The sequence below is a fragment of the Stenotrophomonas sp. ZAC14D1_NAIMI4_1 genome (assembly GCF_003086775.1).
GTDB lineage: Bacteria > Pseudomonadota > Gammaproteobacteria > Xanthomonadales > Xanthomonadaceae > Stenotrophomonas.
This window is the reverse complement of the sequence record NZ_CP026001.1, coordinates 3,698,836-3,723,672: the sequence shown is the minus strand read 5'-3', so window position 1 is coordinate 3,723,672 and position 24,837 is coordinate 3,698,836. Positions and strand designations below refer to the sequence as shown.

The window sequence follows — 24,837 nt, the reverse complement described above, 5'->3', positions numbered from 1 at the left end:
GGAAAACGGCCCTAGATTCTGCCGCATACCGCAGAAAACCGCTGTGCAGGAACCGGCACTCAGCCTGTCGAAACCGGCGCCTCGTCGCTGTCCTCGCCGATCCAGGCGCGCAGCAGATGCCGATGTTCGCGCGACAGGGTCAGGAAGCGGAACCCAGCCCAGCTCTGGCCCGGGGCATGCGCCGGCTCGCTCCACAGCAGGTGCACGCCCACATCGATGGCTGCGCTGCGGCCATCGCCCAGCGGCAGCGGGAAGCGCAGCTGGTACAGCGCGTCGTCGCGCAGGGGCTGGCTGGCCAGCATCAGCATGCCGGTTTCGGACACATTGCCCAGCCGGCCCACCACGCTGTCGCGCATCTGGTCGGTGACCGGGACCAGGTCGGACACCTGGCGGCGCGGTGCGCGGCGGGTGTCCTGCGGCGGTAGCTGGCTCATGCGTCAGGCTCCTGGCGGCGGCGACCGGCCAACGCGCGCAGGGCCGACAGGCTGGCCTGCCACGCGCGGTCGACCAGGCGGCCTTTTTCTTCGGTGACCAGCTGCGCCCGGCCAGCGGCCATCTGCCGGGCCAGCGTATCCAGGTCGGTTTCGCTGCTCTTCTGCCCGCGCGGATTGACGAACAACACGTGGCCGGTCAGCAGGCTGTACCAGGACAGTCGCTGGCGGCGCACGCTGCCGTCCTCGTCGGCCAGGTCGAACCAGCTGCCGAAGGGCAGGCTGGTCAGCTGGTCATGGCTGGCCTGTTCGGCCGCCGTGCGCGGTGCGGCGGCGTGAGCGCCGGTATGGGGCGCCGCATGCTCGCCCAGGCGTGCACGTGCCTTCAGGCGCGCGCTCAGCTCGGTGCGTGAGGTGTGCTCGTCTTCGCCGCCGGGCGTGGCCAGGCGACGGGCGACCGCCGAAGCTTCCTCGGGGTGGTAGCCGACCTGCAGCAGGGCCGCTTCCACTTCCGCGGCCAGCGGCGCGTCGGGCACGCTGTCGGCCTCGGCCGGTGCGGCGGTGACGGCTGCAATGCGTTCGGTCTGCTGCAGGCGCTCCTGCCACTGCGCCGAGTCATCGCCATGGCGCAGCCGGGTCAGGGTCAGCGCGTCGGCCCAGGCCTCGCGCAGCAGGGTCTGCACGAAGCGCGGCGGTTCCTGTGCCTGGCACTGCTGGTCGATCTGCGCGCTGGCTTCGCGGCGGGCCAGGGCCAGCCGTTCCTTGCCGCGCGCTGCCTCGACATGGCGGCGTTCGGCCAGCTCGGCACGGTGGGCGGCGGCGCGCTGGTGCTGCTGGATTTCCTCGTTGGCCGCCGCAAATGCCTCCGGCGTGCGTGCGTCCTGGCCCAGCAGGCCCTGCACGCTCTGCGCCAGCCGCTGCATCAGCTGCGGGTCCACATCGTCATCGCCCAGCCAGTTGGCGCCGGCTTCGGCGATGGTGTTGAGCAGTTCGCGTGCAGGGTGTTCGTCGCGCACGAAGAAGGCGGGGTCGGCCATCGCCGCGCGTGCCAGCGGCACCTGCAGGCGGGCCAGCAGGGCGGCCGGGACGGGGTCGGGGCGCTGTTGCTGCTGCACCTGCTGCAGCAGCAGGCGCAGCAGGTCCAGGTGGTCGCGGTCATGGCTGGCCAGCTGGGCCTGCGCACCGTGCTCGCTGCGCAGCTGCGCGGTCACCGCGGTCTGCAGGTCGGTGATGCTGGTGGCGGCACCGGCCTGTGCCTGCAGGCGCGCCAGCACGGCATCCACCAGCCCGCTGGGCACCGAGGGCGGTTCGATGGCCATCGGTGCGGCATGCCGCGCCTGTTGCAGCAGGTCGTGCAGCAGGTTGGCCGGTGGCGTGGTCAGTTCCGGGTTGGGCGCTCCCGGCGGCGTGGCATCGGCGAAGGCGTTCTGCATCAGCGCCGACCACGAACCGGCGCGGCCCGAGCCGCTCCAGCCGGTCAGCGGTTCGGCCGAGCGCGGCGCGGGCTGCGTCGTGCGACCGCCGCCGACGGACTGGGTGATGATCCGGCGGGTGCTGGACGACCGTGCCAGGTACGGGGTGTAGACCAGGCCGGGCAGCACGCCGTGCTGCGCCAGCAGGGTGTTGGAGCGCTCCAGGACGTCGCCGAGGCGTTCCAGCAGCTGGCGTTCGAAGCTGCGGTAGAGCGCCAGCTGCAGTTCCGCGCTCAGGCCATCCTGTTCGGCCAGGCGCCGCACCAGGGCGCACAGCGCCTGCGGTGCCAGTGGCAGGGTGTCGTTGTCGAACGCGGGGGCGGCGGCCAGCACCGCAAGGCGCTGGCCCAGCAGGTTCAGCGCATTGCCCGAACGCTGGTTCTCCCGGCGCACCATCTCGGTCAGCACCAGGGTGCGGTCCACTTCGTGGTCATCCACCAGCGACAGCCCCAGCAGGCCCGGCGGGCGGGCGGGTGCGGCCGCCGGCGCGATGTCCTGCGGCGCGCGCAGCTGCACCAGGCTGTCGGCCAGCGCATCGAGCATGCGCTCGCAGAAGGTGCCGGCGAACGCATGCAGCTGGCCACGCTGGGCCAGCAGCTCGGCCTGCATCTGCGGGTTGCGGGCGTGGTCGGCATCGTGCAGCAACGCCTGTTCGGCCGCTTCCACGGTGAGGATCAGCGGGGCGGTCAGCACATGCCGGCACAGCACCAGCAGTTCACCCAGCAGCTCGCGCACGCGTGGGGGAAGGTCTGCGGCGGCCAGGCGCGCGCTGTCAGGGGTGGCAAAAGGGAAAGCGGCAGACATCGGGAGCAGTTCCGGGATTCCCGCGGATCGACATGGGAATCTACCGTGTCGGCAGCCGCGGGCGCTACTTGAGGACTTTCTGCGGTGGGCACCCGTTCAAACGCAGCGAAGGCCGGCCAGCGGCCGGGCCGTGCCCGGCGGGTGCGACGCAGGAGGATCAATCCTCCAGGAACAGGCTCACCACATCATTGGTGAAGCGGCGGCCCAGCTCGGTGGGCTGCACATGGCCATTGGCCACGGTCAGCCAGCCGCGCTGCACGGCCTCGGCCAGCGGCGCATCCAGCACGCTGCGCGGCAGGCCGGTGCGCGACTCGAAATCGCGCAGGCCGAAGCCTTCATGCAGGCGCAGCAGGTTCAGCATGTACTCGAAGGGCAGGCGGTCGGCCGCGATCACGTCGTCGCCACCGAACGAGGCCGGGCTGCCGGCGCTGTCCATGTAGGCCTGCGGGTGCTTGAGCTTCCAGCGCCGCAGCACGTGTTCCTCGGCACCGGAACTGATCTTGCCGTGCGCGCCGGCGCCGATGCCCAGGTAATCGCCGAAGCGCCAGTAGTTCAGGTTGTGCGCGCTCTGCCGGCCGGGGCGGGCATAGGCGCTCACTTCGTACTGGCCGAAACCGGCCTGTGCCAGCAGCGCCTGGCAGTGTTCCTGCATGTCCCAGGCATGGTCCTCGTCGGGGATGCCCTGCGGCGGCCGCGCGAAGAACACGGTGTTCGGTTCCAGGGTCAGCTGGTAGTGCGAGATGTGTGCCGGCTGCAGCGCGAACGCGCGCTCCAGGTCGGCCTCGGCACCGGCCAGGGTCTGTTCCGGCAGTGCGTACATCAGGTCGATGTTGAAATTGTCGTAGCCGGCGTCCTGCGCCATCTTCACCGCGCGCTCGGCTTCGCCACTGTCGTGGATGCGGCCCAGGCGCTTCAGCGCGGCATCGTCGAAGCTCTGGATGCCGAAGCTGAGGCGGTTCACGCCGGCCGCGCGGTAGCGGTCGAAGCGGCCGTGCTCGGCGGTACCCGGGTTGGTTTCCAGGGTGATCTCGGCATTGGGCGCGAAGCGCAGGCGCGCGCTGGCCTGCTGCAGGAAGCGGTCGATGGCTTCCGGCGGGAACAGGCTGGGCGTGCCGCCACCGAAGAACACGCTGTGCACCACCCGGCCCCAGACCAGCGGCAGGTCCTGGTCAAGGTCGCGCAGCAGGGCGTCGATGTAGGCCTCGAACGGCAGCTCGCCCTTGGCCTGGTGCGAGTTGAAATCGCAGTACGGGCACTTGCGCACGCACCACGGCAGGTGCACGTACAGCGACAGCGGTGGCGGTACCAGGCGCGGCGCGGTGTCGTGCGCGTGGTCGCCGGAACAGGCTTCGCCGGGCAGGTGGTTGCAGTGGTCGTGGTCGTGCGGCATGGGCTTCATCGGTAGTGCCGGCCGCTGGCCGGCTTCCCTTGGGTAATCAGGACGGCATCAGAGCCAGGTGGCCAGCTGCTGCTTGAGCTGCTGCAGGGCGGTGGCGCGGTGGCTGATGGCATTCTTCAACGCCGGCTCCATTTCCGCAGCGGTCAGGCCGTGGGTGGTATCGAGGAACACCGGGTTGTAGCCGAAGCCGTTCGTGCCGCGCAGTTCGCGGATGATCTGCCCTTCCCAGCGGCCTTCGCAGATCAGCGGCTGCGGGTCGGTGGCATGGCGCAGCAGCACGATGACCGCATAGAAGCGGGCACTGCGCTGGCCATCGGGCACGTCCGCCATCGCGTCCAGCAGCTTGGCGTTGTTGGCCGCGGCATTGGTCGGGTGGCCGGCGTAGCGCGCGCTGTAAAGGCCGGGCGCACCGCCGAGGGCATCGACGATCAGGCCCGAATCATCGGCCAGTGCCGGCAGGCCGGTGGCTGCGCAGGCCGCGCGTGCCTTCAGCAGCGCGTTCTCGACGAAGGTCAGGCCGGTTTCCTCCACGTCCCCCAGGCCCAGTTCGGCGGCCGAGGTGATCTGCAGCGGCAGGTCGGCGAGGATCTCCTGCATTTCCACCAGTTTGCCGGCGTTATGGCTGGCAAGCACGAGCGTCTTCATCAGCGGGGCTCCAACAGGTCCCAGGTGTTGCCGTACAGATCGCGGAACACCGCGACGGTGGCATAGGGCTCTTCGCGCGGCGCTTCCAGGAATTCGACGCCGGCGGCGACCATTGCCGCGTGGTCGTGGTGGAAGTCATCGGTGTTGAGGAAGAAGCCGACGCGGCCGCCGGTCTGGTTGCCGATGCGGCTGCGCTGTTCCTCGTTGCTGGCGCGGGCCAGCAGCAGGGCGGCAGCGCTGCCATCGGTCGGCCCGACCACCACCCAGCGCTTGCTGCCCTGGTCGATGTCGTCCAACAGGGCGAAGCCGAGCTTGCCGGTGTACCAGGCAATGGCTTCGTCGTAGTCGGCCACCACCAGGGTGGTCAGGGCGATGCGGCGGTTCATGCCGACAGCGCCGCCTGCTGTGCGGCCAGCAGCTCGCCCACGCCCTTTTCGGCCAGGCCCAGCAGCGCGTCCAGTTCATCGCGGCGGAAGGCGTGGCCTTCGGCGGTCCCCTGCAGCTCGATGAAGCCGCCACCGTCGTTCATCACCACGTTCATGTCGGTGTCGCAGTCGCTGTCTTCGGCGTAGTCCAGGTCCAGCACCGGGGTGCCGCGGTACACGCCCACCGACACCGCCGCGACGGCGCCGAGGATCGGGTTGCGCTTGACGTCGCCACGCTTCATCAGCACGTTCACCGCATCGACCAGGGCCACGTAGGCGCCGGTGATGGCGGCGGTGCGGGTGCCACCGTCGGCCTGCAGCACGTCGCAGTCCAGGGTGATGGTGCGTTCGCCCAGCGCGTTGCGGTCGACGCACGCACGCAGGCTGCGGCCGATCAGGCGCTGGATTTCCAGGGTGCGGCCGCCCTGCTTGCCACGCGCCGCTTCACGGTCGCTGCGGGTGTGGGTGGCGCGCGGCAGCATGCCGTACTCGGCGGTCACCCAGCCTTCGCCCTTGCCACGCAGGAAGCCCGGTACGCGGTTTTCCACGCTGGCGGTGCACAGCACGCGGGTTTCACCGAAGCACACCAGCACCGAACCCTCGGCATGGCGGGTGAAGCCGCGTTGGATGACGACCGGACGGAGCTGGTCGGGCTGGCGGCCGCTGGGGCGGGAATCGGACATGGTGCGGGTTCCGTAAGGGCAAGGGAGTACGCCGCCATGCCCGCGACCTTGAGGGGGCGGGCAGGGGGGCTCTGGTGAGGGCGCTAGGGTACCATTCCCCCTTTGCACGCACCGGACACATTCCATGATTCGAAGCATGACCGCCTATGCCGGCGGCGAGCGCGTCACCCCGTGGGGCACGCTGGGCTGCGAGCTGCGCTCGGTCAACCACCGGTTCCTGGAAGTGGGCACCCGCCTGCCCGAGGAACTGCGTGCGCTGGAGCCGCAGCTGCGCGAGCGCATCGCCGCCCGCCTGAGCCGCGGCAAGCTGGACCTGGTCATGCGCCTGCGCGCGCCGGAAGGTGCCGCCAGCCTGCAGGTGAACGAAGCGCTGCTGGGCCAGCTGGGCCAGCTCGCGCACCGCCTGACCTCCGATTTCCCCAACCTGCAGGTCAGCTTCACCGAACTGCTGCAGCTGCCGGGCGTGACCCAGGGCGAGGCCACCGACGCCGCCGCCCTGCAGGCCGAGGCGCTGTCCCTGCTGGACCAGGCACTGGACGGCTTCGTCGCCGCCCGTGAGCGCGAGGGCGACAAGCTGGCCGCCGCCATTGCCGAGCGCGTGGATGGCATCGAGCGCATCGCCAATGACGTGCGCACGCTGATTCCGGCCATTCGCGACGGCCAGCGCGCCAAGCTGGCCGGCCGCCTGGCCGACCTGCCGCACCCGGTCGACCCCGGCCGTGCCGAGCAGGAACTGGTGATGTGGCTGCAGAAGCTGGACGTGGACGAGGAGCTGGACCGCCTGGGCAGCCACATCGTCGAGATCCGCCGCGTGCTGAAGCAGCGCGAGCCGGTGGGCCGTCGACTGGACTTCCTGCTGCAGGAGTTCAACCGCGAAGCCAACACGCTGGGGTCGAAGTCGGTGGACAGCCGCACGTCCAATGCCGCGGTCGAACTGAAGGTGCTGATCGACCAGATCCGCGAGCAGGTGCAGAACATCGAATGATGGGCTGCGGGGCGCCTTCGGGCGCCCTTCTTCATTGGATTTGCTGGAGGCGGGTACGCATGGACGACGCGAACGATCTCCGTCTGGCGATGCGCGCCACAGTGGATCTGCTGGACGAGGTTCTGGACGTCGCCGGGCTGGAGAACGACGCACGCGCCACGGCGACGCTGGCCCTGGCCTTCTGCGACCGGCTGGGGGACCGCCTGGATGCCGATCAACGCGCGGCGGTCGACGCGGCGCGCTGCTACTGGAGCCAGCAGGACAGGACAGGGCGACACCGGTGGCACGCTGTCCATGCGTCCCGGCTCGATCAGCAGCGGCACGTCCTCGGCCCTGTTGACCGGCTGGTCTGGTGCAGCCTGGTCGACAACTCCGGGCTCACCGGATTCATGGGCGAGTGTCTGGTGCTGGAAGCGCTTGCTGCCGGCCTGGGGCTGGATGACGTCGAAGCGGTGTTGTGCGGCTCGGTTCCGGGGTTTGCTGCGGCGAGGATGCACCGGCCCCGCTGAGGGGGCGTTCCTGCGGCGGTGGGATCAGCCATCCCGGCCCGCTCTGTTAAAGTTGCGTGCCCGCACCCCGGGGAGCCATCTGCCGGGCCTGGTTCCAGGATGTTCCGTGCAGCTCCCGCCGTGCTGGCGCGATCCTCCGCGCCGGTTCTGGAACATCGAGGATAAATTTTGCGAAATCAACAACTTGGGTTCCGCGCATGAGCGCTCCGTCCACTCCGTCGGCCGCCGTTGCGCGCGGTACGCTGTACATCGTTGCGGCCCCCTCGGGCGCCGGCAAGAGCAGCATCGTCAACGCCACCCTGGCGCGTGACCCGCAGATCGCCCTGTCCATTTCCTTCACCTCGCGCGCCATGCGCCCGGGTGAGGTGAACGGCGAGCACTACCACTTCGTCAGCGCCGAGACGTTCGAGGAAATGATCGCCGACGGCGATTTCTTCGAGCATGCCTGGGTGCATGGCGACTGGAAGGGCACCGCCCGGCAGTCGGTGGAGCCGCAGCTGGCCGCCGGCCAGGACGTACTGCTGGAAATCGACTGGCAGGGCGCCCAGCAGGTGCGCCAGCTGGTGCCGGGCACGGTGACGGTGTTCATCCTGCCGCCGTCCAAGCAGGCCCTGCAGGACCGCATGCGCAAGCGCGGCCAGGACAGCGAGGCGGTCATCGCCCAGCGCCTGGGTGCCGCCCGCGATGAAATGCTGCACTTCAACGAGTTCGACTACGTCATCGTCAACGAGGTGTTCGACACCGCCGTGGACGAGCTGTGCGCCATCTTCACCGCCAGCCGCCTGCGCCGGGAGGCCCAGAAGGTCCGCCACGCCGGCCTCATCCAGGCCCTGCTGACCCCGGATACGGGCGCAACTGACTGATTCCAAAAGAATCGGGTGGGGGTTGGCTTGATTTTGTCCAGCCCCTGCCAGTACACTCCGTCCCCTTTCCCTCATTCGACTGAGCGGCCGACCGGTCGCCGGGAGCCCGTATGGCCCGCATCACCGTAGAAGATTGCCTGGAAGTCGTTAACAACCGTTTCGAGCTGGTCATGATGGCCTCCAAGCGTGCCCGCCAGCTTGCCAACGGCGTGCAGGCCACCCTGGACAACGACACCGAAGACAAGCCGACCGTGCTGGCACTGCGCGAAATCGCCGCCCGCAAGATCGACAACGCGCTGATCGACGAAGTCGAGAAGGCCGAGCGCGAGCGTGCCGAGCGCGAAGCGCTGGAGTGGGCCGCCGCTGAAGTGGTCGCCGACGAAGACATGTCCAAGAACGACGATTGATCGCATCGATCAATGCCGTTGCTTGACCGCTGAACAGCCCGCCCCGTGCGGGCTGTTTCGCATTCAGGGTTTGCCGTAATCGGCGCGCTGGCATAGGCTTCTGGCATGAACCCAGGCCCCACTGCCAAGGTAGCCGCGCCCACCGCCGCGGCCGTACCTGATTACGTCCTCCAGCTCGAACGCGCCGCCCATTACCTGCCGCCGGAACAGCTGCCGCTGCTGCGCCGTGCCTGGGAAGTCGGTGCGTCGGCGCACGCTGGGCAGACGCGCAAGTCGGGCGAGCCCTACATCACCCATCCGGTGGCCGTGGCCCAGGTCCTGGCCGAGCTCGGCCTGGACGTGGAAGCGCTGATCGCCGCGATCCTGCACGACACCATCGAAGACACGCCGCTGACCCGCGAGGAGCTGGCGTCCGAGTTCGGCGAAGCCGTGGCCGAGCTGGTCGACGGCGTGACCAAGCTGGACAAGCTGAAGTTCCGCGACCGCCAGGAAGCGGCCGCCGAGAGCTTCCGCAAGATGCTGCTGGCCATGTCGCGCGACCTGCGCGTGATCATGATCAAGCTGGCCGACCGCCTGCACAACATGCGCACCCTCGGCGCGCAGAGCCGCGAAGCGCGCGGCCGCATCGCCCGCGAGACGCTGGAGATCTACGCGCCCATCGCCCAGCGCCTGGGCATGAGCCTGGTCAAGAGCGAGCTGCAGAACCTCGGCTTCAAGGCGCTGTACCCGTGGCGCCACGCCATCATCGAAAAACACATCCGCAGCCAGCCGGTGGTACGCCGCGAGGCGATGGCGCAGGTGGAAGTGCAGCTGTCGCAGCGGCTGGCGAAAGAGGGCATCGAGCACCGCCTGGTCAGCCGCATCAAGACCCCGTGGAGCATCTACAACAAGATGCGCGACGAGAACAAATCCTTCGACCAGGTGATGGACGTGTTCGGCTTCCGCCTGGTCGTGCGCAGCGTGCCCAGCTGCTACCACGCGCTGGGTTCGGTGCACGCCACGTTCAAGCCGCTGGATGGCCGCTTCCGCGATTTCATCGCCATTCCCAAGGCCAACGGTTACCAGTCGCTGCACACCGTGCTGTTCGGGCCCTACGGTTCGCCCATCGAAGTGCAGATCCGCACCGAGGAAATGGACCTGATCGCCGAACGCGGCGTGGCCGCGCACTGGACCTACAAGTTCGGTGGCGATTCGCCCAACAGCGCGCAGAGCCGTGCCCATGCCTGGATCGTCGAACTGATCGATTCGCAGCGCGCCGCCGGTTCCTCGCTGGAATTCCTCGACAACGTGAAGGTCGACCTGTTCCCGGACGAGGTCTACCTGTTCACCCCGAAGGGCAAGATCCTGGCCCTGCCGCGCAATTCCACCGCGCTGGATTTCGCCTACGCCGTGCACACCGACGTCGGCAACATGGCGGTGGCCTCGCGCGTGGACAAGAAACTGGTGCCGCTGCGCACCAAGCTGGTGTCCGGGCAATCGGTGGAAATCATCACCGCGCGTTCGGCCACGCCCAAACCGCAGTGGCTGGAATTCGTGGTCACCAGCAAGGCGCGCACCGCCATCCGCCACCAGCTCAAGCAGCTGGAACACGAAGATGCCGTGCAGCTCGGCCACCGCATGCTGGACCGCGCGCTGGAAGCAATGGATTCGTCGCTGGAACGCCTGCCCAAGGGGCGCCTGGATGCGTTCCTGGCCGAACACCGTTTCCCGCGCCTGGAGGCCCTGCTGGCCGAAGTGGCGCTGGGCAACTGGATGCCGACGCAGGCCGCGCAGGCGCTGATGGCCTATGCCGAACTGCGCGGCGGCCCGCATTCGCGCCACCACTCGCAGGAAAAGATCCTCATCAACGGCAGCGAGCGTGGCGTGGTCACCTTCGCCGGCTGCTGCCAGCCGATTCCCGGCGACGAGATCATGGGTTACCACACCGCCGGCAAGGGCATCGTGGTGCACCGCATGGACTGCCCGAACCTGGCCGAGCTGCGCAAGTCGCCCGAGCGCTGGGTGCCGATCGGCTGGGACACCACAGTGTCCGGCGACTACGACACCGCGCTGGTGGTGGAAGTGGAGAACGGCACCGGCGTGCTGGCGCAGCTGGCCGCGGCCATCGCGCAGAGCCATTCCAACATCGAACGCGTGGATTACCTGGACCGCGACTTCAACGCCGCCGTGCTGGCGTTCAACATCCAGGTGCGCGACCGCAACCACCTGGCCGAAGTCATGCGCCGCCTGCGCCGCCTGTCGGTGGTGCAGTCGGTACGCCGCCAGTAATGCGCGCCTGGTAGTGCCGGCCGCTGGCCGGCAATCGCGTGGACCTGCTGCGTTGCGAGGTTGCCGGCCAGCGGCCGGCACTACCGGGTTGCTACAATCACCGCTCTGTTTTCCCCCAACGCACCGGAGCGACCATGTCCCGCCAGATCATCAACACCGAAAAGGCCCCGGCCGCCATCGGCCCGTACTCGCAGGCCGTGCGCGCCGGCAACACCGTGTACTTCTCCGGCCAGATTCCGCTGGACCCGGCCACCGGCGACATCGTCGGCGCCGGTGACGTCGAAGCGCAGGCCCGCCGCGCCTTCGACAACCTCAAGGCCGTGGCCGAAGCCGCCGGCGGTTCGCTGGACAAGGTCGTGCGCCTGGGCCTGTACCTGACCGACCTGGCCGAGTTCGCCAAGGTCAACGCCGTCATGCAGGACTACTTCCAGGCCCCGTTCCCGGCCCGTTCCACCATCGAAGTCTCCGGCCTGCCCAAGGGTGCCAACTTCGAGGTCGACGCGGTGATGGTCATCGACTGACCCACCCGTGGCACGCAAGGCGGCGGTCACCCCGGCACTGTCACCGTCCGGCGAAGCATCCCTGGCGATGCTTGCCGGCGTGGGTCCGGCCGTGGCCGCCAAACTGCAGGCGCGTGGCCTGGCCACCCTGCAGGATCTGTGGCTGCACCTGCCGCTGCGCTATGAGGATCGCACCCGGCTGACCCGTATCGAAGACCTGCGTTCGGGCGTTCCGGCGCAGGTGGAAGTGCGGGTCACCGCGGTCGAACGCGGCATGCGGTACCGGCCGATGCTGAAGGTCGCGGTGGAAGACGAAGGGCAGGGCACACTGGTGCTGCGCTTCTTCCACTTCCGCCAGCAGCAGGTTGGGCAGTTCGCGGTGGGCAATCGGCTGCGCTGCTTCGGCACGCCCAAGCCGGGCCACCTCGGCCTGGAAATCGTCCACCCCAGCTACCAGGTGCTGGGCCGCAACGACGACCCCGAACTCGGCGATCGCCTCGACCCGGTGTATCCCACCGTGGAAGGCGTCGGCCCGATGACCATGCGCAAGCTGATCGGCCAGGCCCTGGACCGCCTGCCCGAGGAAAGCACGCTGGAACTGCTGCCTGCCGGTTGGCTGGACGGCCTGGGCCTGCCCTCGCTGCGCAGTGCGCTGCTGACCGTGCACCGGCCGCCGCCGGACGCTGACCTGGCCGCATTGGCGGCCGGCACCCACCCGGCGCAGCGCCGCCTGGCGATGGAAGAACTGCTGGCCCACCACCTCAGCCTGCGCCGCCAGCGCATCGCGTTGCAGGCGCACCACGCGCCGCCGCTGGCTGGCCCGGGCAAGCTGGCCAAGGCCCTGCTGAAGCAACTGCCGTTCGCCCTGACCGGTGCGCAGGCGCGCGTGTTCAAGCAGATCCGCGACGACCTCGCACGCCCCAGCCCGATGCTGCGGCTGGTGCAGGGCGATGTCGGCTCCGGCAAGACCGTGGTCGCCGCGCTGGCAGCGATGCTGGCGGTGGAGCAGGGCAAGCAGGTGGCGTTGGCTGCGCCCACCGAACTGCTGGCCGAACAGCACCTCAACAACCTGCGCGGCTGGCTGGAACCGTTGGGCGTGCGCGTCTGCTGGCTGGCCGGCAAGGTCACCGGCAAGGCGCGCGCGAAAGTGATCGAGCAGGTCGCCAATGGCGAAGCGCAGGTCGTGGTCGGTACCCATGCGCTGATGCAGGACGCGGTGGTGTTCCAGGATTTGGCGCTGGCCATCGTTGATGAGCAGCACCGCTTCGGCGTCCACCAGCGCCTGGCACTGCGTGACAAAGGGGCGGGCGCCAACAGCGTGCCGCACCAGCTGGTCATGACCGCCACGCCCATTCCGCGCACGCTGGCGATGTCCGAGTACGCTGACCTGGATGTATCGGCCATCGACGAACTGCCGCCGGGACGTACACCGGTGCAGACCGTGGCCCTCAACAACGATCGCCGCCCGGAACTGATCGAGCGCATCGCCCTGGCCTGCCAGGAAGGGCGACAGGTTTACTGGGTGTGCACGCTCATCGAGGAAAGCGAAGAGCTGGATGCCACGCCGGCGCAGGCCACCTACGAATCGCTGCAGGCGCTGCTGCCTGGCGTGCGCGTGGGCCTGGTGCACGGCCGCCTGAAGGCGGCGGAAAAACTGGCGACGATGGTCGCGTTCAAGGCCGGCGAGATCGACCTGCTGGTGGCGACCACCGTCATTGAAGTGGGCGTGGACGTTCCCAACGCTTCGCTGATGGTGATCGAGAACGCCGAACGACTGGGCCTGGCCCAGCTGCACCAGCTGCGCGGCCGTGTCGGCCGTGGTTCGGCGGTATCGCGCTGCGTACTGCTGTACCAGGCGCCGCTTTCGCAGATGGCGCGCGAGCGCCTGCAGACCATGCGCGAAACCAACGATGGCTTCGTCATCGCCGAGAAGGATCTGGAATTGCGCGGCCCCGGCGAACTGCTAGGCACCCGACAGACCGGCCTGGCCGGCTTCCGCATTGCCGATTTGGCCCGCGACGCCGGCCTGCTGCCGGGCGTGCACGAGCTGGCCGAGCGCCTGCTGGACCAGCAACCAGCATTGGCCGACCGCGTGGTCAACCGCTGGATCGGCACCGCCGTGCGCTACGCCTCGGCCTGATCCCCGTAGCGCCGAGCCCATGCTCGGCTGCGCTTCGCGCTTCGCGCTTCGCGGTAGTCGAGCATGGCTCGACGCTACAAAGATCATTCTCGATCATCTCGTGGATGTGTCGACCAAGGTCGACACCTACCAGAGCAAAACGCCGTTCCGACAGACCGCGGGAAACTGTCGAAGGCGGGGTGGGTCCGGTGGCGGGGGCGTGAGCCGCATGGATGCGGCGACCGAGCTTACATGGACGTACTTGCAGCGTCCCCCGCCACTGGACCCACCCCGCCATTCCCCAGGAAACCAGTTTTTGCCGTTGCTGTTGAAGTTGCCGGCCAGCGGCCGGCACTACCGCGGGTGCAGGGCGCAGCCCTGCCGAACCCCCAAGCCCCGTACTTGCAACGGTCATCAACCCGGTCCACACTTCGTTGCCGATCTGAAGACGGCAACGATGACCCACAAGATCCCGCTGTTGATCGACACCGACCCCGGTGTGGACGACGCCCTGGCCCTGCTGATGGCCTTCGCCGATGAACGGCACGAGGTGGTCGCCCTGACCATCGCCGCCGGCAATGTCGGCCTCGACTACACCGTCCGCAACGCCCTCAAGCTCTGCGACATCGTCGGCCGCACCGATGTGCCGGTGTTCGCAGGCAGCCCCGATCCGCTGATCCACCCCTCGATGGACGCTGCCCACGTGCATGGCCGTGATGGCTATGGCGACGTGGACCTGCCGCCGCCGAGCCGCCAGGCCGAGGCCGAACACGCGGCACTGGCCATCCTGCGCCTGTCGCACCAGCATGCCGGCGAACTGATGCTGGTCATGCTCGGCCCGCTGACCAACCTCGCGCTGGCACTGAAGCTGGACCCGACCCTGCCCCAGCGCATCAAGCGCATCGTGGTGATGGGCGGCGCGGTCACCTGCCACGGCAACATCACCCCGGCCGCCGAATTCAACATCGCCTTCGATCCGGAAGCCGCGCATGTGGTGTTCACCTCGTTCAAGCACCTGCTGGTGTCGGACTGGGAAGCCACCGTCGCCCACGGCCTGCCGCTGGAGCAGGCGGAGCAGTGGCTGCAGGCCGATTCCGACCGTGCCCGCTTCTACGAGCTCATCTCGCGCAAGACCCGCGCGCTGTCCGAAGACGCCAAGGGTGGCCGCTGGTACACCGCCGATGCGGTGGCCATGGCCTGGGCGCTGAACCCGGAAGGCCAGCTGCAGGTGGAATCGCGTCCGCTGAACGTGGAGCTGAACGGTACGTTCAGCCGTGGCGCCACCATCGTCGACTGGAACCGCCAGACCGGCCAGCCGGACAACTGCGACCTGCTGATGGCCTACGACCAGGCGCGTTTCGAGGCCCTGGTCCGCCAGGCGCTGGGCGCGGACTGAGCCCGATGTGCAAACACCGGTTGCCCCGCGCGGCAACCGGTGTTTATAATGCCGCTCTTGACCACCAGCCCATTTACGGTGTGAGCCCATGAAGGCCGATATCCATCCGAACTACCGCGACGTCGTCTTCGAAGACGTCACTTCCGATTTCAAGATCCTGACCCGCTCCACCATGGCGACCAAGGAAACCACCACCTGGACCGACGGTAATGAATACCCGCTGGTCAAGGTCGAAATTTCCTCGGCTTCGCACCCGTTCTACACGGGCAAGCACAAGGTGATCGACACCTCGGGCCGTATCGACAAGTTCCAGAAGCGCTACGCGCGCTGATCCGTCGATCCAGCTTTGAACCGACGGCCGCGCTTTGCGCGGCCGTTTGTTTTTGTCCGGCGCCCACCCAACGGGCGTTTGGAATGGCGGAACAGACCGTTCAGGGGATGGCATCTTTGCCCATCAAGGCCGCTTGCTGGCAGGGTTCCTCCTGCCCGTCGTCTACGACTTCCGTCTAGCACCCGACAAATGCTGCTGTGCGATAATGACCTGATCCCCGGCACAGGCCGAGGACGTCATTCACGTGCCTGACCAATGCGCTTGGGCAGGCGCCTTCCCATGAAGGAGCGCACACAGTGTCCGATCTTGATCAGGTCACGCTCAACGCCGGCGACAAGTCGGTCGTTCTGCCCGTCATCAAACCCACCCTCGGCAACGACTGCGTCGACATCGCGAAGCTGACCAAGGAAACGGGGTTCTTCACCTACGATTCCGGCTTCACCGCGACGGCCAGCTGCAAGTCCGCCATCACCTACATCGATGGCGACAAGGGCGTGCTGCTGTACCGCGGCTACCCGATCGAACAGCTGTCGGAAAAGTCCAGCTACATCGAAGTGGCGTACCTGCTGATCAACGGCGAGCGTCCGAGCGCCGAACAGCTGAAGGCCTTCACCGATGAGCTGACCGCCGAAGCCAACGTCGATGAGTCGATCAACACGCTGATCGGCAGCTTCGCCAAGGATGCCCACCCGATGGCCATCCTGGCTGCCGCGATCGCGCAGCTGTCGGCCATCTACCACGACTCGCTGGACCTGTCCGACGCCGAACAGCGCCGCCAGGCCGCTGTGCGCCTGATCGCCAAGGTGCCGACCCTGTCGGCGCTGATCTACCGCCACGGCAAGGGCCTGCCGGCCAACAAGCCGGACACCTCGCTGGATTACGTCAGCCGCTTCCTGAAGCAGACCTTCGAGTCGGCCGATGGCCAGTACGATCTGAACCCGGACGTGGTCAAGGCGCTGGACCTGCTGTTCATCCTGCACGCCGACCACGAGCAGAACGCCTCGACCTCGACCGTGCGCCTGGTCGGTTCGACCGGTGCCAACCCGTATGCCTCGGTCGCCGCTGGCGTCACCGCGCTGTGGGGTCCGGCCCACGGCGGTGCCAACGAAGCCGTGCTGAAGATGCTGGAAGAGATCGGCACCGCCGACAACGTCGAGTCCGCCGTGGTCAAGGCCAAGGACAAGACCTCCGGCTTCCGCCTGATGGGCTTCGGCCATCGCGTCTACAAGAACTTCGATCCGCGCGCCAAGGTCATCGGTGAGATGACCGGCAAGGTGCTCAAGCAGCTGGGCGTGCAGGATCCGCTGCTGGACGTGGCCGTGAAGCTGGAACAGGCCGCGCTGCAGGACGAGTACTTCGTCGCCCGCAAGCTGTACCCGAACGTCGATTTCTACAGCGGCATCATCTACAAGGCGCTGCAGATCCCGACCGAAATGTTCACCGTCATGTTCGCCCTCGGCCGTACCTCCGGCTGGGTGTCGCATTGGCTGGAACAGCAGGTCGATCCGGAAATGAAGATCGGCCGTCCGCGCCAGGTCTACACCGGCGCAGACGTGCGCGATTACCAGGGCTGATCGCCCGCGGTAAGTCGTGATGAGAACGCCCCGCATCGCGGGGCGTTTTTTTTTGCGCCGCGCCAAGACCGCGTGATTCAAGGGTCTCGCCAGCTTCACAACGGCACGCGCAGCCTCAGTACGCACGCTGCACCCGCAGCACCCGATACGGAGCGTCCACCCCATGAGTACCCGATTCGACCCACCCGAGCGCGGCCCGCTCGGCGCCGACGTCGCCACCGTCGTCACTGCACCCATCGTCGCGCCGCCCAGCGAAAGCGCGGTGTCGTGGGGTGCGATCTTCGCCGGTGCCGCTGCGGCGGCCGCGCTGTCCCTGGTGCTGCTGATCCTCGGCGTCGGGTTGGGCCTGTCTTCGGTGTCGCCGTGGTCGTTCGAAGGCGTCAGCAAGGAAACCTTCGGTTGGTCCAGCGTCATCTGGCTCACCTTCACCGCGCTGGCCGCTTCCGGCCTGGGTGGTTACCTGGCCGGCCGCCTGCGTACCAAGTGGACGCAGATCCACGGCGATGAAACCTACTTCCGCGATACCGCCCACGGCTTCGTCTCGTGGGCCGTGGCCACGCTGCTGACCGCCGGCCTGCTGACCTCGGCCATCGGTGGGGTGCTGGGCACGGGTGCAAAGGTGGCGGGCGCCACCGCAGGCGCCGCAGCATCGACCGCAGGCGTCGCCGCTGCGGGCGCTGGCAGTGCCGCTGCCGCCGCGCCGGACGGTGATCTCAACTACTGGGTTGATTCGCTGTTCCGCAGCGCTACCCCGCCGGGCCCGGAGGCCGCCGCTGCGCCGCCGGCTCCGCAGGCACCGGGCGCTGCCCCGGGCAATGCGCCCATGGGCCCGGCCACAGCGCCGCCGCCGCCGCGCCCGATGCCGGGCAACGGGCCGATGGGTGACCGCCGCGAAGTGCGTGCCGAAGTGAACCGCATCATCATCAACAGCCTGCAGGGCGATGGACTGGATCCGGCCGACACCGAGTACGTGTCTCAGCTGATCGCACGCGAAACCGGCATGAGTCCGGCCGAAGCCCAGGCGCGCGTGACCGACGTGCAGACGCGCATGCGGGCTGCGCTGGAAAAAGCCAAGAACACCGCCAAGCAGGCCGCCGACGATGCCCGCAAGGCAACGGCGTACGCCGCACTGTGGTTGTTCATCACCCTGCTGATCGGCGCGTTCTTCGCCAGCCTCAGCGCCACCTGGGGCGGCCGCCGCCGCGACCTGTAACCCGCATTCCATGCAAGGAGACCTGACATGAAAATGATCCTGCTCTGGCTGTTGGGCGTGCCGATTCCGCTGTTGATCCTGTACGCGATCTTCTTCTGATAGTGCGCGTTCGAACGATCTGGACATCAGGCCGCCGAAGGGCGGCCTGATGTGTTTACCGCTGCTGCTGGGCGCCCCCGCCGATGTAGGCGGTGATCTCTGCTTCGGCCAGCAGCTGCCGCAACTGGGCGATGGAGGCGCGTCGCATCGGCTTCTCATCCACCGGTGACAGCGGTGCCTGGCGCAGCGCGTCGTAGGGCAGTACGGCCAGGTCGAAGGTCAGTTCCTCGGCACTGAACACCCACACCGGTACGTCCAGGTTGCGTTCGCGGTCCAGGCGCAGCCGCCGCACGCGCGATTCGGCGGGGATGCCGTGCTCGTCCAGGAAGCGATGCACGGCTTCCGGATCATCGCTGTGCAGGTGCAGCTGCACGGGGCTGTTGGCATCGGCGGTGCCGTCCAGCACCGGACCGACCAGGCGCGGGGCAAACCCATGCAGGAATTCCAGGGCACGCACGGCAGCCTCGCGGCGGCGCTGCAGGTCGTTGCCGTGCTCTGGTCCGGAAAACAGGCGCTGGTACTCGCGCAGGGCGTCTTCGATCTCGACGTTGCGGGGCAGGGAGGCATCGTCGTGGATGCCGAGGCGGCTGGCGGCCTTCAACTTGGCCTGGTGGTAGTCGCGGATGCCGCCTTCGGCCATGAGGCGGGCGGCTTCGTGGGCGAGGCGGTGGCGCCGCTCGCGGGTCTGGCTGGCAGCATGCTGACGTGCCCGATGCATGCAAAGACTCCTGATGCGACCTGGGTGCAGGGTAGCGCAGGGATGTGACACCTGCGTGGGGGTGGGTGTAGGTAGCGGCCAACCTTGGTTGGCCATCGTTGAGAGCGCCAACCAAGGTTGGCATCTACCAGAGCCCAAGCGCCATTCCGCGCCGGCCCTCGGTAGCGCCGGGCCATGCCCGGCGGATGCCAAAGTGCCAACCAGCGGTTGGCACCCACCACTACCTGCCTCAGAAGATGTCGAACGCGGCCGCGTCAGCCTGCGGGGTGTTCTGCAGGTTGAGGTCGTAGTCGGTCAGGCGGTCCATGTCTTCCACCTTCACCCACTCCACGGCGCCATTGAGCGTGGCCTGGACCATGCCGGCCGGCGGTTCGTTCTCGGCCAGCGGCACGTCCTTCAGGGCGACGCGCATGTAGTCGATCCAGATCGGCAGGGCGGCCTTGCCACCGTATTCGCGGTAACCCAGCGAGCGGAAGTCGTCGCGGCCCACCCACACAGTGGTGACGTACGGGCCGCCGAAGCCGGAGAACCACGCATCGCGATGGTCGTTGGTCGAACCGGTCTTGCCACCCAGGTCGGCGCGGCCGAGCACCTTGGCGGCGGTACCGGTACCGCGCTGGACCACGTCGCGCATCATCGACACCAGCTGGTAGGCGGTGCGGGCGTCGATCGCGCGCGGGGCGGTGCGGGCGTCCGGGTTGGCCGGCGCGGCCGGGGCCTCGGTGGCCGGCTTGGCCGCCGCGGTGGCATCGGGCTTGGGTGCCGGGGCACCGAAGTTGAAGCCATCCACCACCTGGTTCACCGGCTGGTCGCTGGTGCCTGCGCACTCGCGGCAGGCCAGGGCCGGGTTCTCCTTGAACACCAGCGTGCCGTCGCGGTCGCTGACCTGGTCGATCAGCCAGGTGTCCACGCGCGAGCCGCCGTTGGCGAACACGGCGTAGCCGCGGGCCACCGACAGTGGCGTCAGCGAAGCGGTACCCAGCGACATCGACAGGTTCGGCGGCAGCTCCGATTCGGCAAAGCCAAACTCGCTGATGTACTTGCGCGCGTAGTCCACGCCCATGCCATCGAGCAGGCGCACCGAGACCAGGTTGCGCGACTGCACCAGGGCCTCGCGCAGGCGCATCGGGCCACGGAAGCCGCCGCCGTCGTTCTGCGGGGCCCAGGTCTTGCCGCGGCGGTCGCGGAACACGACCGGGGCGTCGAGCACGATCGAGGCCGGGTTGTAGCCCTTGTCGAAGGCGGCCGCATAGACGAACGGCTTGAAGCTCGAACCCGGCTGGCGGCGTGCCTGGGTGGCACGGTTGAACTTGTTGCCGGAGAAGCTGAAGCCGCCGACCAGGGCCTTCAGGGCGCCACTGTGGGCATCCAGGGAGACCAGGGCGGACTGGCCGCGCGGGATCTGGTCCAGCAGCCACTCGCCTTCCTTGGCCCCGGCACGCACGCGCACGATGTCGCCGCGCTGCACCAGCTTGCCCGGGGTCTTGTTGGTCCACTTGGCGGCGGCGGCCGGCAGCACGACCTCGCTGCGGTTGGCCATGACCACCGTGGCGCTGCCGTCGGCGCCGGTGCTGGCGACGATGGCCGGCAGCAGGCCGGCCTGGCCGGGAATGCCGCGCAGGTGCTCGGCCAGGGCGGCAGCGTCATCCGCGGCGCCCAGCTGCACCTGCTTTTCCACGCCGTGCCAGCCGTGGCGGTGGTCATACAGCAGCAGGCCGTCACGCACGGCCACGTTGGCCGATTCCTGCAGGGTGGAATCGATCGTCGTAGTGACGTGATAGCCCTTGTTGACCACGTCGCCGCCGAAGCGGGCGATCATTTCCTGGCGCACCAGCTCGGCCACGTAAGGGGCATACACCTGCACCGGCGGCTCATGCGGGGTGGCATGCATCGGCACCGCCTTGGCGGCGTCCGCTTCGGCCTGGCTGACGAACTTCAGGTCCGCCATGCGCTGCAGCACGTAGTTGTCGCGGCGCTGGCGGGCACGCTCCGGGTTGGAGATCGGGTTGCCCGAGGAGGGGAACTTGGGGATGCCGGCCAGCGAGGCCATCTCGTCCAGGTCCAGCTCGTTCAGCTTCTTGCCGTAGTAGAACTCGGCGGCCGCGGCCACGCCGTAGGCACGGTTGCCGAAGAAGCTCTTGTTCAGGTACAGCTCGAAGATCTCGTCCTTGCTCAGCTCCGACTCGATCTTGCGGGCCAGCAGGATCTCGGCCAGCTTGCGGGTGTAGCTGTATTCGGAACTCAGGAAGAACTGGCGGGCGACCTGCTGGGTGATGGTCGAGCCACCCGGCACGCGGCGGTCGCTGGTGGTGGCCAGCAGCCAGACCGCGCGGGCGATGCCCTTGTAGTCCACGCCGCCGTGCTCATAGAAGCGGGCGTCCTCGGTGGCCAGAAAAGCCCTCTTAAGGTTCTCCGGCACGTCCTTCATGGTGATGGGGGTGCGCCGGGTTTCACCGAAGACGGCCATCAGCTTGCCGTCGGCAGCATAGACGTACATCGGCTCCTGCATCTCCACGTCGCGCAGGGTCTGCACGTCGGGAAGCTTGGACGATACGGCGTAGTACAAGCCGCCCACGGCGGCAGCACCGACCAGCGCCAGGACCAGGACAACAACAAAGATCCAGCGCAGCCAGCGGCGGAGACGAGTCATCGGTGTCAGATTCCGATTGCGAATTTCGTGGTCGCAGAGTATAGATTACGCAAGGTGGCGGCTGGGGCCGGCACCGGGGAACGCAAGGGGAATTGCCAGGGGCTGCGTGTTCATCCTGTGAGGGATTTCACAGCAGGGCGGTTGCCATTCGCTAAAAATACGTTATTAATGCGCGGACGCAGATCCTGTGTCCAAGTGCCCGTCGGCAGGGGAGAAACCGTGGGGCTCATCCCAAAAAGTCAGTCGCCGCTCATTGGCGTCGACATCAGTTCGACTGCGGTAAAGCTGTTGCAGCTTTCCCGCAGTGGCAACCGTTTCCGCGTGGAACACTACGCCGTGGAACCGTTGCCGCCGAATGCTGTGGTTGAAAAGAACATCGTCGAAGTGGAGGCCGTGGGTGAGGCCATCCGCCGGGCGATGAACCGTTCCGGAAGCAAGGCCAAGCTGGCCGCTGCCGCCGTGGCAGGGTCGGCGGTGATCACCAAGGTGATCCCGATGCCGGCCGACCTCGACGAAGCCGACATGGAAGCCCAGATCGAGCTGGAAGCGGTCAACTACATTCCGTACCCGATCGAGGAAGTGAACCTGGACTTCGAGGTGATCGGGGCGATCCCGAACAACCCGGAAATGGTCCAGGTGCTGCTGGCTGCCTCGCGCTCGGAGAACGTCGAGCTGCGCCAGTCGGCGCTGGAGCTGGGCGGCCTGCAGGCCAAGGTGATGGACGTGGAGGCCTTCGCGGTCGAGAACGCCTTCGCCCTGGTGGCCAGCGAGCTGCCGGTGTCCCATGACGGCGTGGTCGCCCTGGTCGACATCGGCGCGACCATGACCACCCTCAACGTCCTGCGCGGTGGCCGCAGCCTGTACAGCCGCGAACAGGTGTTCGGCGGCAAGCAGCTGACCGACGAGATCATGCGCCGCTACGGCCTGAGCTACGAGGAAGCCGGCTTGGCCAAGCGCCAGGGCGGGCTGCCGGAAAGCTACGAAGTGGAAGTGCTGGAACCCTTCAAGGAGGCGACGGTCCAGCAGATCAGCCGCCTGCTGCAGTTCTTCTACGCGGGTAGTGAATTCAACCGTGTCGACCACATCGTGCTGGCGGGCGGTTGCGCCGCGCTGGCCGGTCTGCCGGAAATGGTCGAAGAGCAGCTGGGCGTGCCGACCGTGGTCGCCAACCCGCTGGCACAGATGACCCTGGGCCCGAAGGTGCAGGCGCAGGCGCTTGCCCAGGATGCCCCCGCGCTGATGATCGCTACCGGTCTGGCACTGAGGAGCTTCGACTGATGGCACGCATCAATCTATTGCCCTGGCGCGCCGAACGGCGCAAGCAACGCCAGCGCGAGTTCGGCGTCATGCTTGGCATGGCCGCACTCGGTGGCCTGCTGCTGTCCCTGCTGATCTGGTTCTATTACGACATGCAGGTCAGCGGCCAGCAGGATCGCAACGCCTACCTGCAGACCGAGATCGAGAAGGTCAAGAAGCAGAACGAGGAGATCAAGCGCCTCGACGAGCAGAAGAACCGCCTGCTGGCCCGCAAGGCCGTCATCGAGCAGCTGCAGGCCAAGCGTTCGCAGATGGTCCATCTGTTCGACGCCCTGGTCCGCACGATTCCCGATGGCGTCGTACTCACCGCCCTGACCCAGGACGGTGACATGCTCACCCTGGAAGGCCGGACCCAGTCCAATGCACGCGTTTCGGCGTACATGCGCAACCTGGAAGTGTCCGGCTGGATGACCAGCCCGGAACTGTCGATCATCGAAGCCAGCGCGCCGGACAAGGAGTCGAGCCAGGGGAACCTGCTGGCTGACGTCAAGGCCCTGCCGTACAAGTTCAAGGTGACGGTGAAACTGCCGGCGCAGAGCGATGAGTCGACCACGCCAGGCCTGAACGCCGATGGTTCGGTCGCGGCACCGGGTGCTGCGGCTCCGGCGGTCGCGCCGCTGGCGGCTGGCGCCGATGCCGCTTCGGCCGCCCCGGCACCTGCCCAGCCCGGCGCAGCCCCGACGCCGCCGCCGGCACCGGCTGCCCCCGCGAAGGCACCGGCTGCCCAGCCCGCTCCGGCGGCACCGGCAGCCACCCCGGCGGCCCCGCCCAAGCCTGAAGGGAGCCGACTGGCCCAACCGCCGCAGGCCTTCCATGCCCCGCTGCAGGGGGACCGCGCATGAGCAAGAAATTCGACGTCAAGAGCCTGGATTTCAACGACATCGGCAACTGGCCGCGGAACGCGAAGATCGTGTTCTGCGCGCTGATCGCCCTGGTCATCATGTTCGTCGCGTACATGCTGCTGATCAGCGGCAAGCGCGAGGAGCTGGAGGGACTGGAGTCACAGGAAACCACCCTGCGTGAGCAGTTCAGCAAGGAACAGGCGCGCGCGGTGAACCTGGAGCCGCTCAAGCAGCAGCTGGCGCAGATGGAGCAGGTCCTGCAGCAGATGCTCCGGCAGCTGCCCAGCAAGACCGAGATGCCGGACCTGATCATCGACATCTCGCAGACCGCGCTGTCCAGCGGCCTGACCAACCAGTTGTTCGAGCCGGAACAGGAACAGATCAAGGAGTTCTACGCCGAGAAGCCGATCAAGCTGAAGATGGTGGGCAGCTACCACCAGTTCGGCGCGTTCGTCAGTGGCGTGGCCTCGTTGCCGCGCGTGGTCATCCTGACCATGCACGACATCAACCTGAAGCCTGTCGACAAGGCCAACGGCAACAGCCGTGCCGGTGCGCTGGAGCTGTCCGGTACGGTCAAGACCTACCGTTACCTGGATGATGCCGAGGTCGCCGAACAGCAGCAGCTTGAAGCCGGCAAGGAGGCGCAGCCGTGATCCGTTCCTTCATTGCACGAGGCGGCATGGCCCTGGCGGTGTTGATGCTGGCCGGCTGTGGCCGCGGCGTCACCAGCACGCCGGGCGACGCGCCCAACCTTGAAACCTGGGTCGCCAGCGAACGTGCACGACCGGCGCAGCCGCTGGAGCCGCTGCCGGTGATGCAGCAGTTCGAGACCTTCGAATACTCCGCGCAGGGCATGCGCGATCCGTTCACCGATGCCTGGACCAATCCGCAGCAGGGGGCTGGTGGAACCCGTCCGGATCCGAACCGGCGCAAGGAGCCGCTTGAAGGCTTCCCGCTGGATGCGCTGGACATGGTGGGTACCATCGGTACCGGAGGCGGCACTGTCGCCCTGGTGATGGGGCCCGACAAGGTGACCTACCGGGTGCGCCCGGGTGGATACCTTGGGCAGAGCGACGGGCGGGTCACCGCGGTCTACGAAGACCGCGTGGAACTGATCGAACTTGTGCCGGACGGCGCGGGGGGCTGGCTGGAACGTCCGGCCACGCTCGCGCTCGATGATCAATGAT

At 67.8% G+C, this 24,837-nt stretch carries 23 protein-coding genes; 15 read left to right on the top strand and 8 right to left on the bottom strand.

Going from position 1 to position 24,837, the window contains the following annotated elements:
- Positions 1–59: 59 nt before the first annotated feature.
- The 6 genes from C1927_RS17050 to rph form a co-directional block, all read right to left on the bottom strand.
- A complete protein-coding gene (locus tag C1927_RS17050; protein WP_108747295.1) occupies positions 60–434 on the bottom strand; it encodes a PilZ domain-containing protein in 375 nt (124 codons plus the stop codon).
- Positions 431–2,707 (bottom strand): DUF1631 family protein, encoded by a 2,277-nt coding sequence (locus tag C1927_RS17045; RefSeq protein WP_108747294.1) that lies wholly within the window; start codon positions 2,705–2,707, stop codon positions 431–433. Before C1927_RS17045 ends, C1927_RS17050 begins: the two co-directional genes overlap by 4 nt.
- Positions 2,708–2,864: 157 nt before the next feature.
- Positions 2,865–4,097, bottom strand: a complete 1,233-nt coding sequence (hemW, locus tag C1927_RS17040; RefSeq protein WP_254051595.1) for a radical SAM family heme chaperone HemW — start codon at positions 4,095–4,097, stop codon at positions 2,865–2,867.
- Positions 4,098–4,154: 57 nt separating this feature from the next.
- A complete protein-coding gene (gene rdgB / locus C1927_RS17035) occupies positions 4,155–4,751 on the bottom strand; it encodes an RdgB/HAM1 family non-canonical purine NTP pyrophosphatase (protein ID WP_108747293.1) in 597 nt (198 codons plus the stop codon).
- On the bottom strand, positions 4,751–5,137 hold the full coding sequence (locus C1927_RS17030) for a VOC family protein (protein ID WP_108747292.1): 387 nt from the start codon (positions 5,135–5,137) through the stop codon (positions 4,751–4,753). The genes rdgB and C1927_RS17030 overlap by 1 nt, the downstream gene beginning before the upstream one ends.
- A complete protein-coding gene (gene rph, locus C1927_RS17025) occupies positions 5,134–5,859 on the bottom strand; it encodes a ribonuclease PH (protein WP_079223066.1) in 726 nt (241 codons plus the stop codon). Before rph ends, C1927_RS17030 begins: the two co-directional genes overlap by 4 nt.
- A gap of 124 nt (positions 5,860–5,983) precedes the next feature.
- Here rph and C1927_RS17020 point away from each other — a divergent pair, with 124 nt between their 5' ends.
- The 11 genes from C1927_RS17020 to C1927_RS16965 all read left to right on the top strand — a co-directional run bounded on the left by C1927_RS17020 (position 5,984) and on the right by C1927_RS16965 (position 18,024).
- Positions 5,984–6,844: a YicC/YloC family endoribonuclease gene (locus tag C1927_RS17020; RefSeq protein WP_108747291.1), complete on the top strand. Its 861-nt coding sequence runs from the start codon at positions 5,984–5,986 to the stop codon at positions 6,842–6,844.
- A 59-nt stretch (positions 6,845–6,903) separates the two neighbouring features.
- Positions 6,904–7,353 (top strand): hypothetical protein, encoded by a 450-nt coding sequence (locus C1927_RS17015; RefSeq protein ID WP_108747290.1) that lies wholly within the window; start codon positions 6,904–6,906, stop codon positions 7,351–7,353.
- Between the two features lie 197 nt (positions 7,354–7,550).
- Positions 7,551–8,216, top strand: a complete 666-nt coding sequence (gmk, locus tag C1927_RS17010) for a guanylate kinase (RefSeq protein ID WP_108747289.1) — start codon at positions 7,551–7,553, stop codon at positions 8,214–8,216.
- Positions 8,217–8,326: 110 nt separating this feature from the next.
- Complete coding sequence (rpoZ, locus tag C1927_RS17005; protein WP_079223054.1) at positions 8,327–8,623, top strand: DNA-directed RNA polymerase subunit omega; 297 nt, start codon at positions 8,327–8,329, stop codon at positions 8,621–8,623.
- A 105-nt stretch (positions 8,624–8,728) separates the two neighbouring features.
- On the top strand, positions 8,729–10,891 hold the full coding sequence (locus C1927_RS17000) for a bifunctional (p)ppGpp synthetase/guanosine-3',5'-bis(diphosphate) 3'-pyrophosphohydrolase (protein WP_079223044.1): 2,163 nt from the start codon (positions 8,729–8,731) through the stop codon (positions 10,889–10,891).
- Between the two features lie 134 nt (positions 10,892–11,025).
- Positions 11,026–11,412, top strand: a complete 387-nt coding sequence (locus C1927_RS16995) for a RidA family protein (RefSeq protein WP_046987316.1) — start codon at positions 11,026–11,028, stop codon at positions 11,410–11,412.
- Between the two features lie 7 nt (positions 11,413–11,419).
- Positions 11,420–13,531, top strand: a complete 2,112-nt coding sequence (gene recG / locus C1927_RS16990; protein WP_108747288.1) for an ATP-dependent DNA helicase RecG — start codon at positions 11,420–11,422, stop codon at positions 13,529–13,531.
- 436 nt (positions 13,532–13,967) lie between these two features.
- The gene (locus C1927_RS16980) at positions 13,968–14,906 is read left to right on the top strand and encodes a nucleoside hydrolase (RefSeq protein WP_108747286.1); all 939 of its coding nucleotides are present in this window, start codon (positions 13,968–13,970) and stop codon (positions 14,904–14,906) included.
- A gap of 88 nt (positions 14,907–14,994) precedes the next feature.
- Positions 14,995–15,237 (top strand): type B 50S ribosomal protein L31, encoded by a 243-nt coding sequence (locus tag C1927_RS16975; protein ID WP_079223041.1) that lies wholly within the window; start codon positions 14,995–14,997, stop codon positions 15,235–15,237.
- A gap of 296 nt (positions 15,238–15,533) precedes the next feature.
- A complete protein-coding gene (locus tag C1927_RS16970) occupies positions 15,534–16,811 on the top strand; it encodes a citrate synthase (RefSeq protein WP_079223040.1) in 1,278 nt (425 codons plus the stop codon).
- Positions 16,812–16,974: 163 nt separating this feature from the next.
- Positions 16,975–18,024: a hypothetical protein gene (locus C1927_RS16965; protein ID WP_108747285.1), complete on the top strand. Its 1,050-nt coding sequence runs from the start codon at positions 16,975–16,977 to the stop codon at positions 18,022–18,024.
- Between the two features lie 154 nt (positions 18,025–18,178).
- Here the strand turns inward: C1927_RS16965 and C1927_RS16960 are convergent, their stop codons facing one another.
- Positions 18,179–18,841, bottom strand: a complete 663-nt coding sequence (locus tag C1927_RS16960) for a hypothetical protein (RefSeq protein WP_108747284.1) — start codon at positions 18,839–18,841, stop codon at positions 18,179–18,181.
- Positions 18,842–19,070: 229 nt separating this feature from the next.
- Positions 19,071–21,491: a penicillin-binding protein 1A gene (locus C1927_RS16955; RefSeq protein WP_079223037.1), complete on the bottom strand. Its 2,421-nt coding sequence runs from the start codon at positions 21,489–21,491 to the stop codon at positions 19,071–19,073.
- 219 nt (positions 21,492–21,710) lie between these two features.
- On the opposite strand from C1927_RS16955, the gene C1927_RS16950 reads away from it, so the two are divergent.
- The 4 genes from C1927_RS16950 to C1927_RS16935 are packed head-to-tail and all read left to right on the top strand — an operon-like array spanning position 21,711 to position 24,836.
- On the top strand, positions 21,711–22,769 hold the full coding sequence (locus C1927_RS16950) for a pilus assembly protein PilM (RefSeq protein WP_079223036.1): 1,059 nt from the start codon (positions 21,711–21,713) through the stop codon (positions 22,767–22,769).
- Positions 22,769–23,650: a PilN domain-containing protein gene (locus tag C1927_RS16945; RefSeq protein WP_108747283.1), complete on the top strand. Its 882-nt coding sequence runs from the start codon at positions 22,769–22,771 to the stop codon at positions 23,648–23,650. Before C1927_RS16950 ends, C1927_RS16945 begins: the two co-directional genes overlap by 1 nt.
- Complete coding sequence (gene pilO, locus C1927_RS16940; RefSeq protein ID WP_108747282.1) at positions 23,647–24,303, top strand: type 4a pilus biogenesis protein PilO; 657 nt, start codon at positions 23,647–23,649, stop codon at positions 24,301–24,303. Before C1927_RS16945 ends, pilO begins: the two co-directional genes overlap by 4 nt.
- Positions 24,304–24,329: 26 nt before the next feature.
- Entirely contained in the window at positions 24,330–24,836 is a 507-nt protein-coding gene (locus C1927_RS16935) for a pilus assembly protein PilP (protein WP_079225360.1), read from the top strand.
- Position 24,837: the final 1 nt, after the last annotated feature.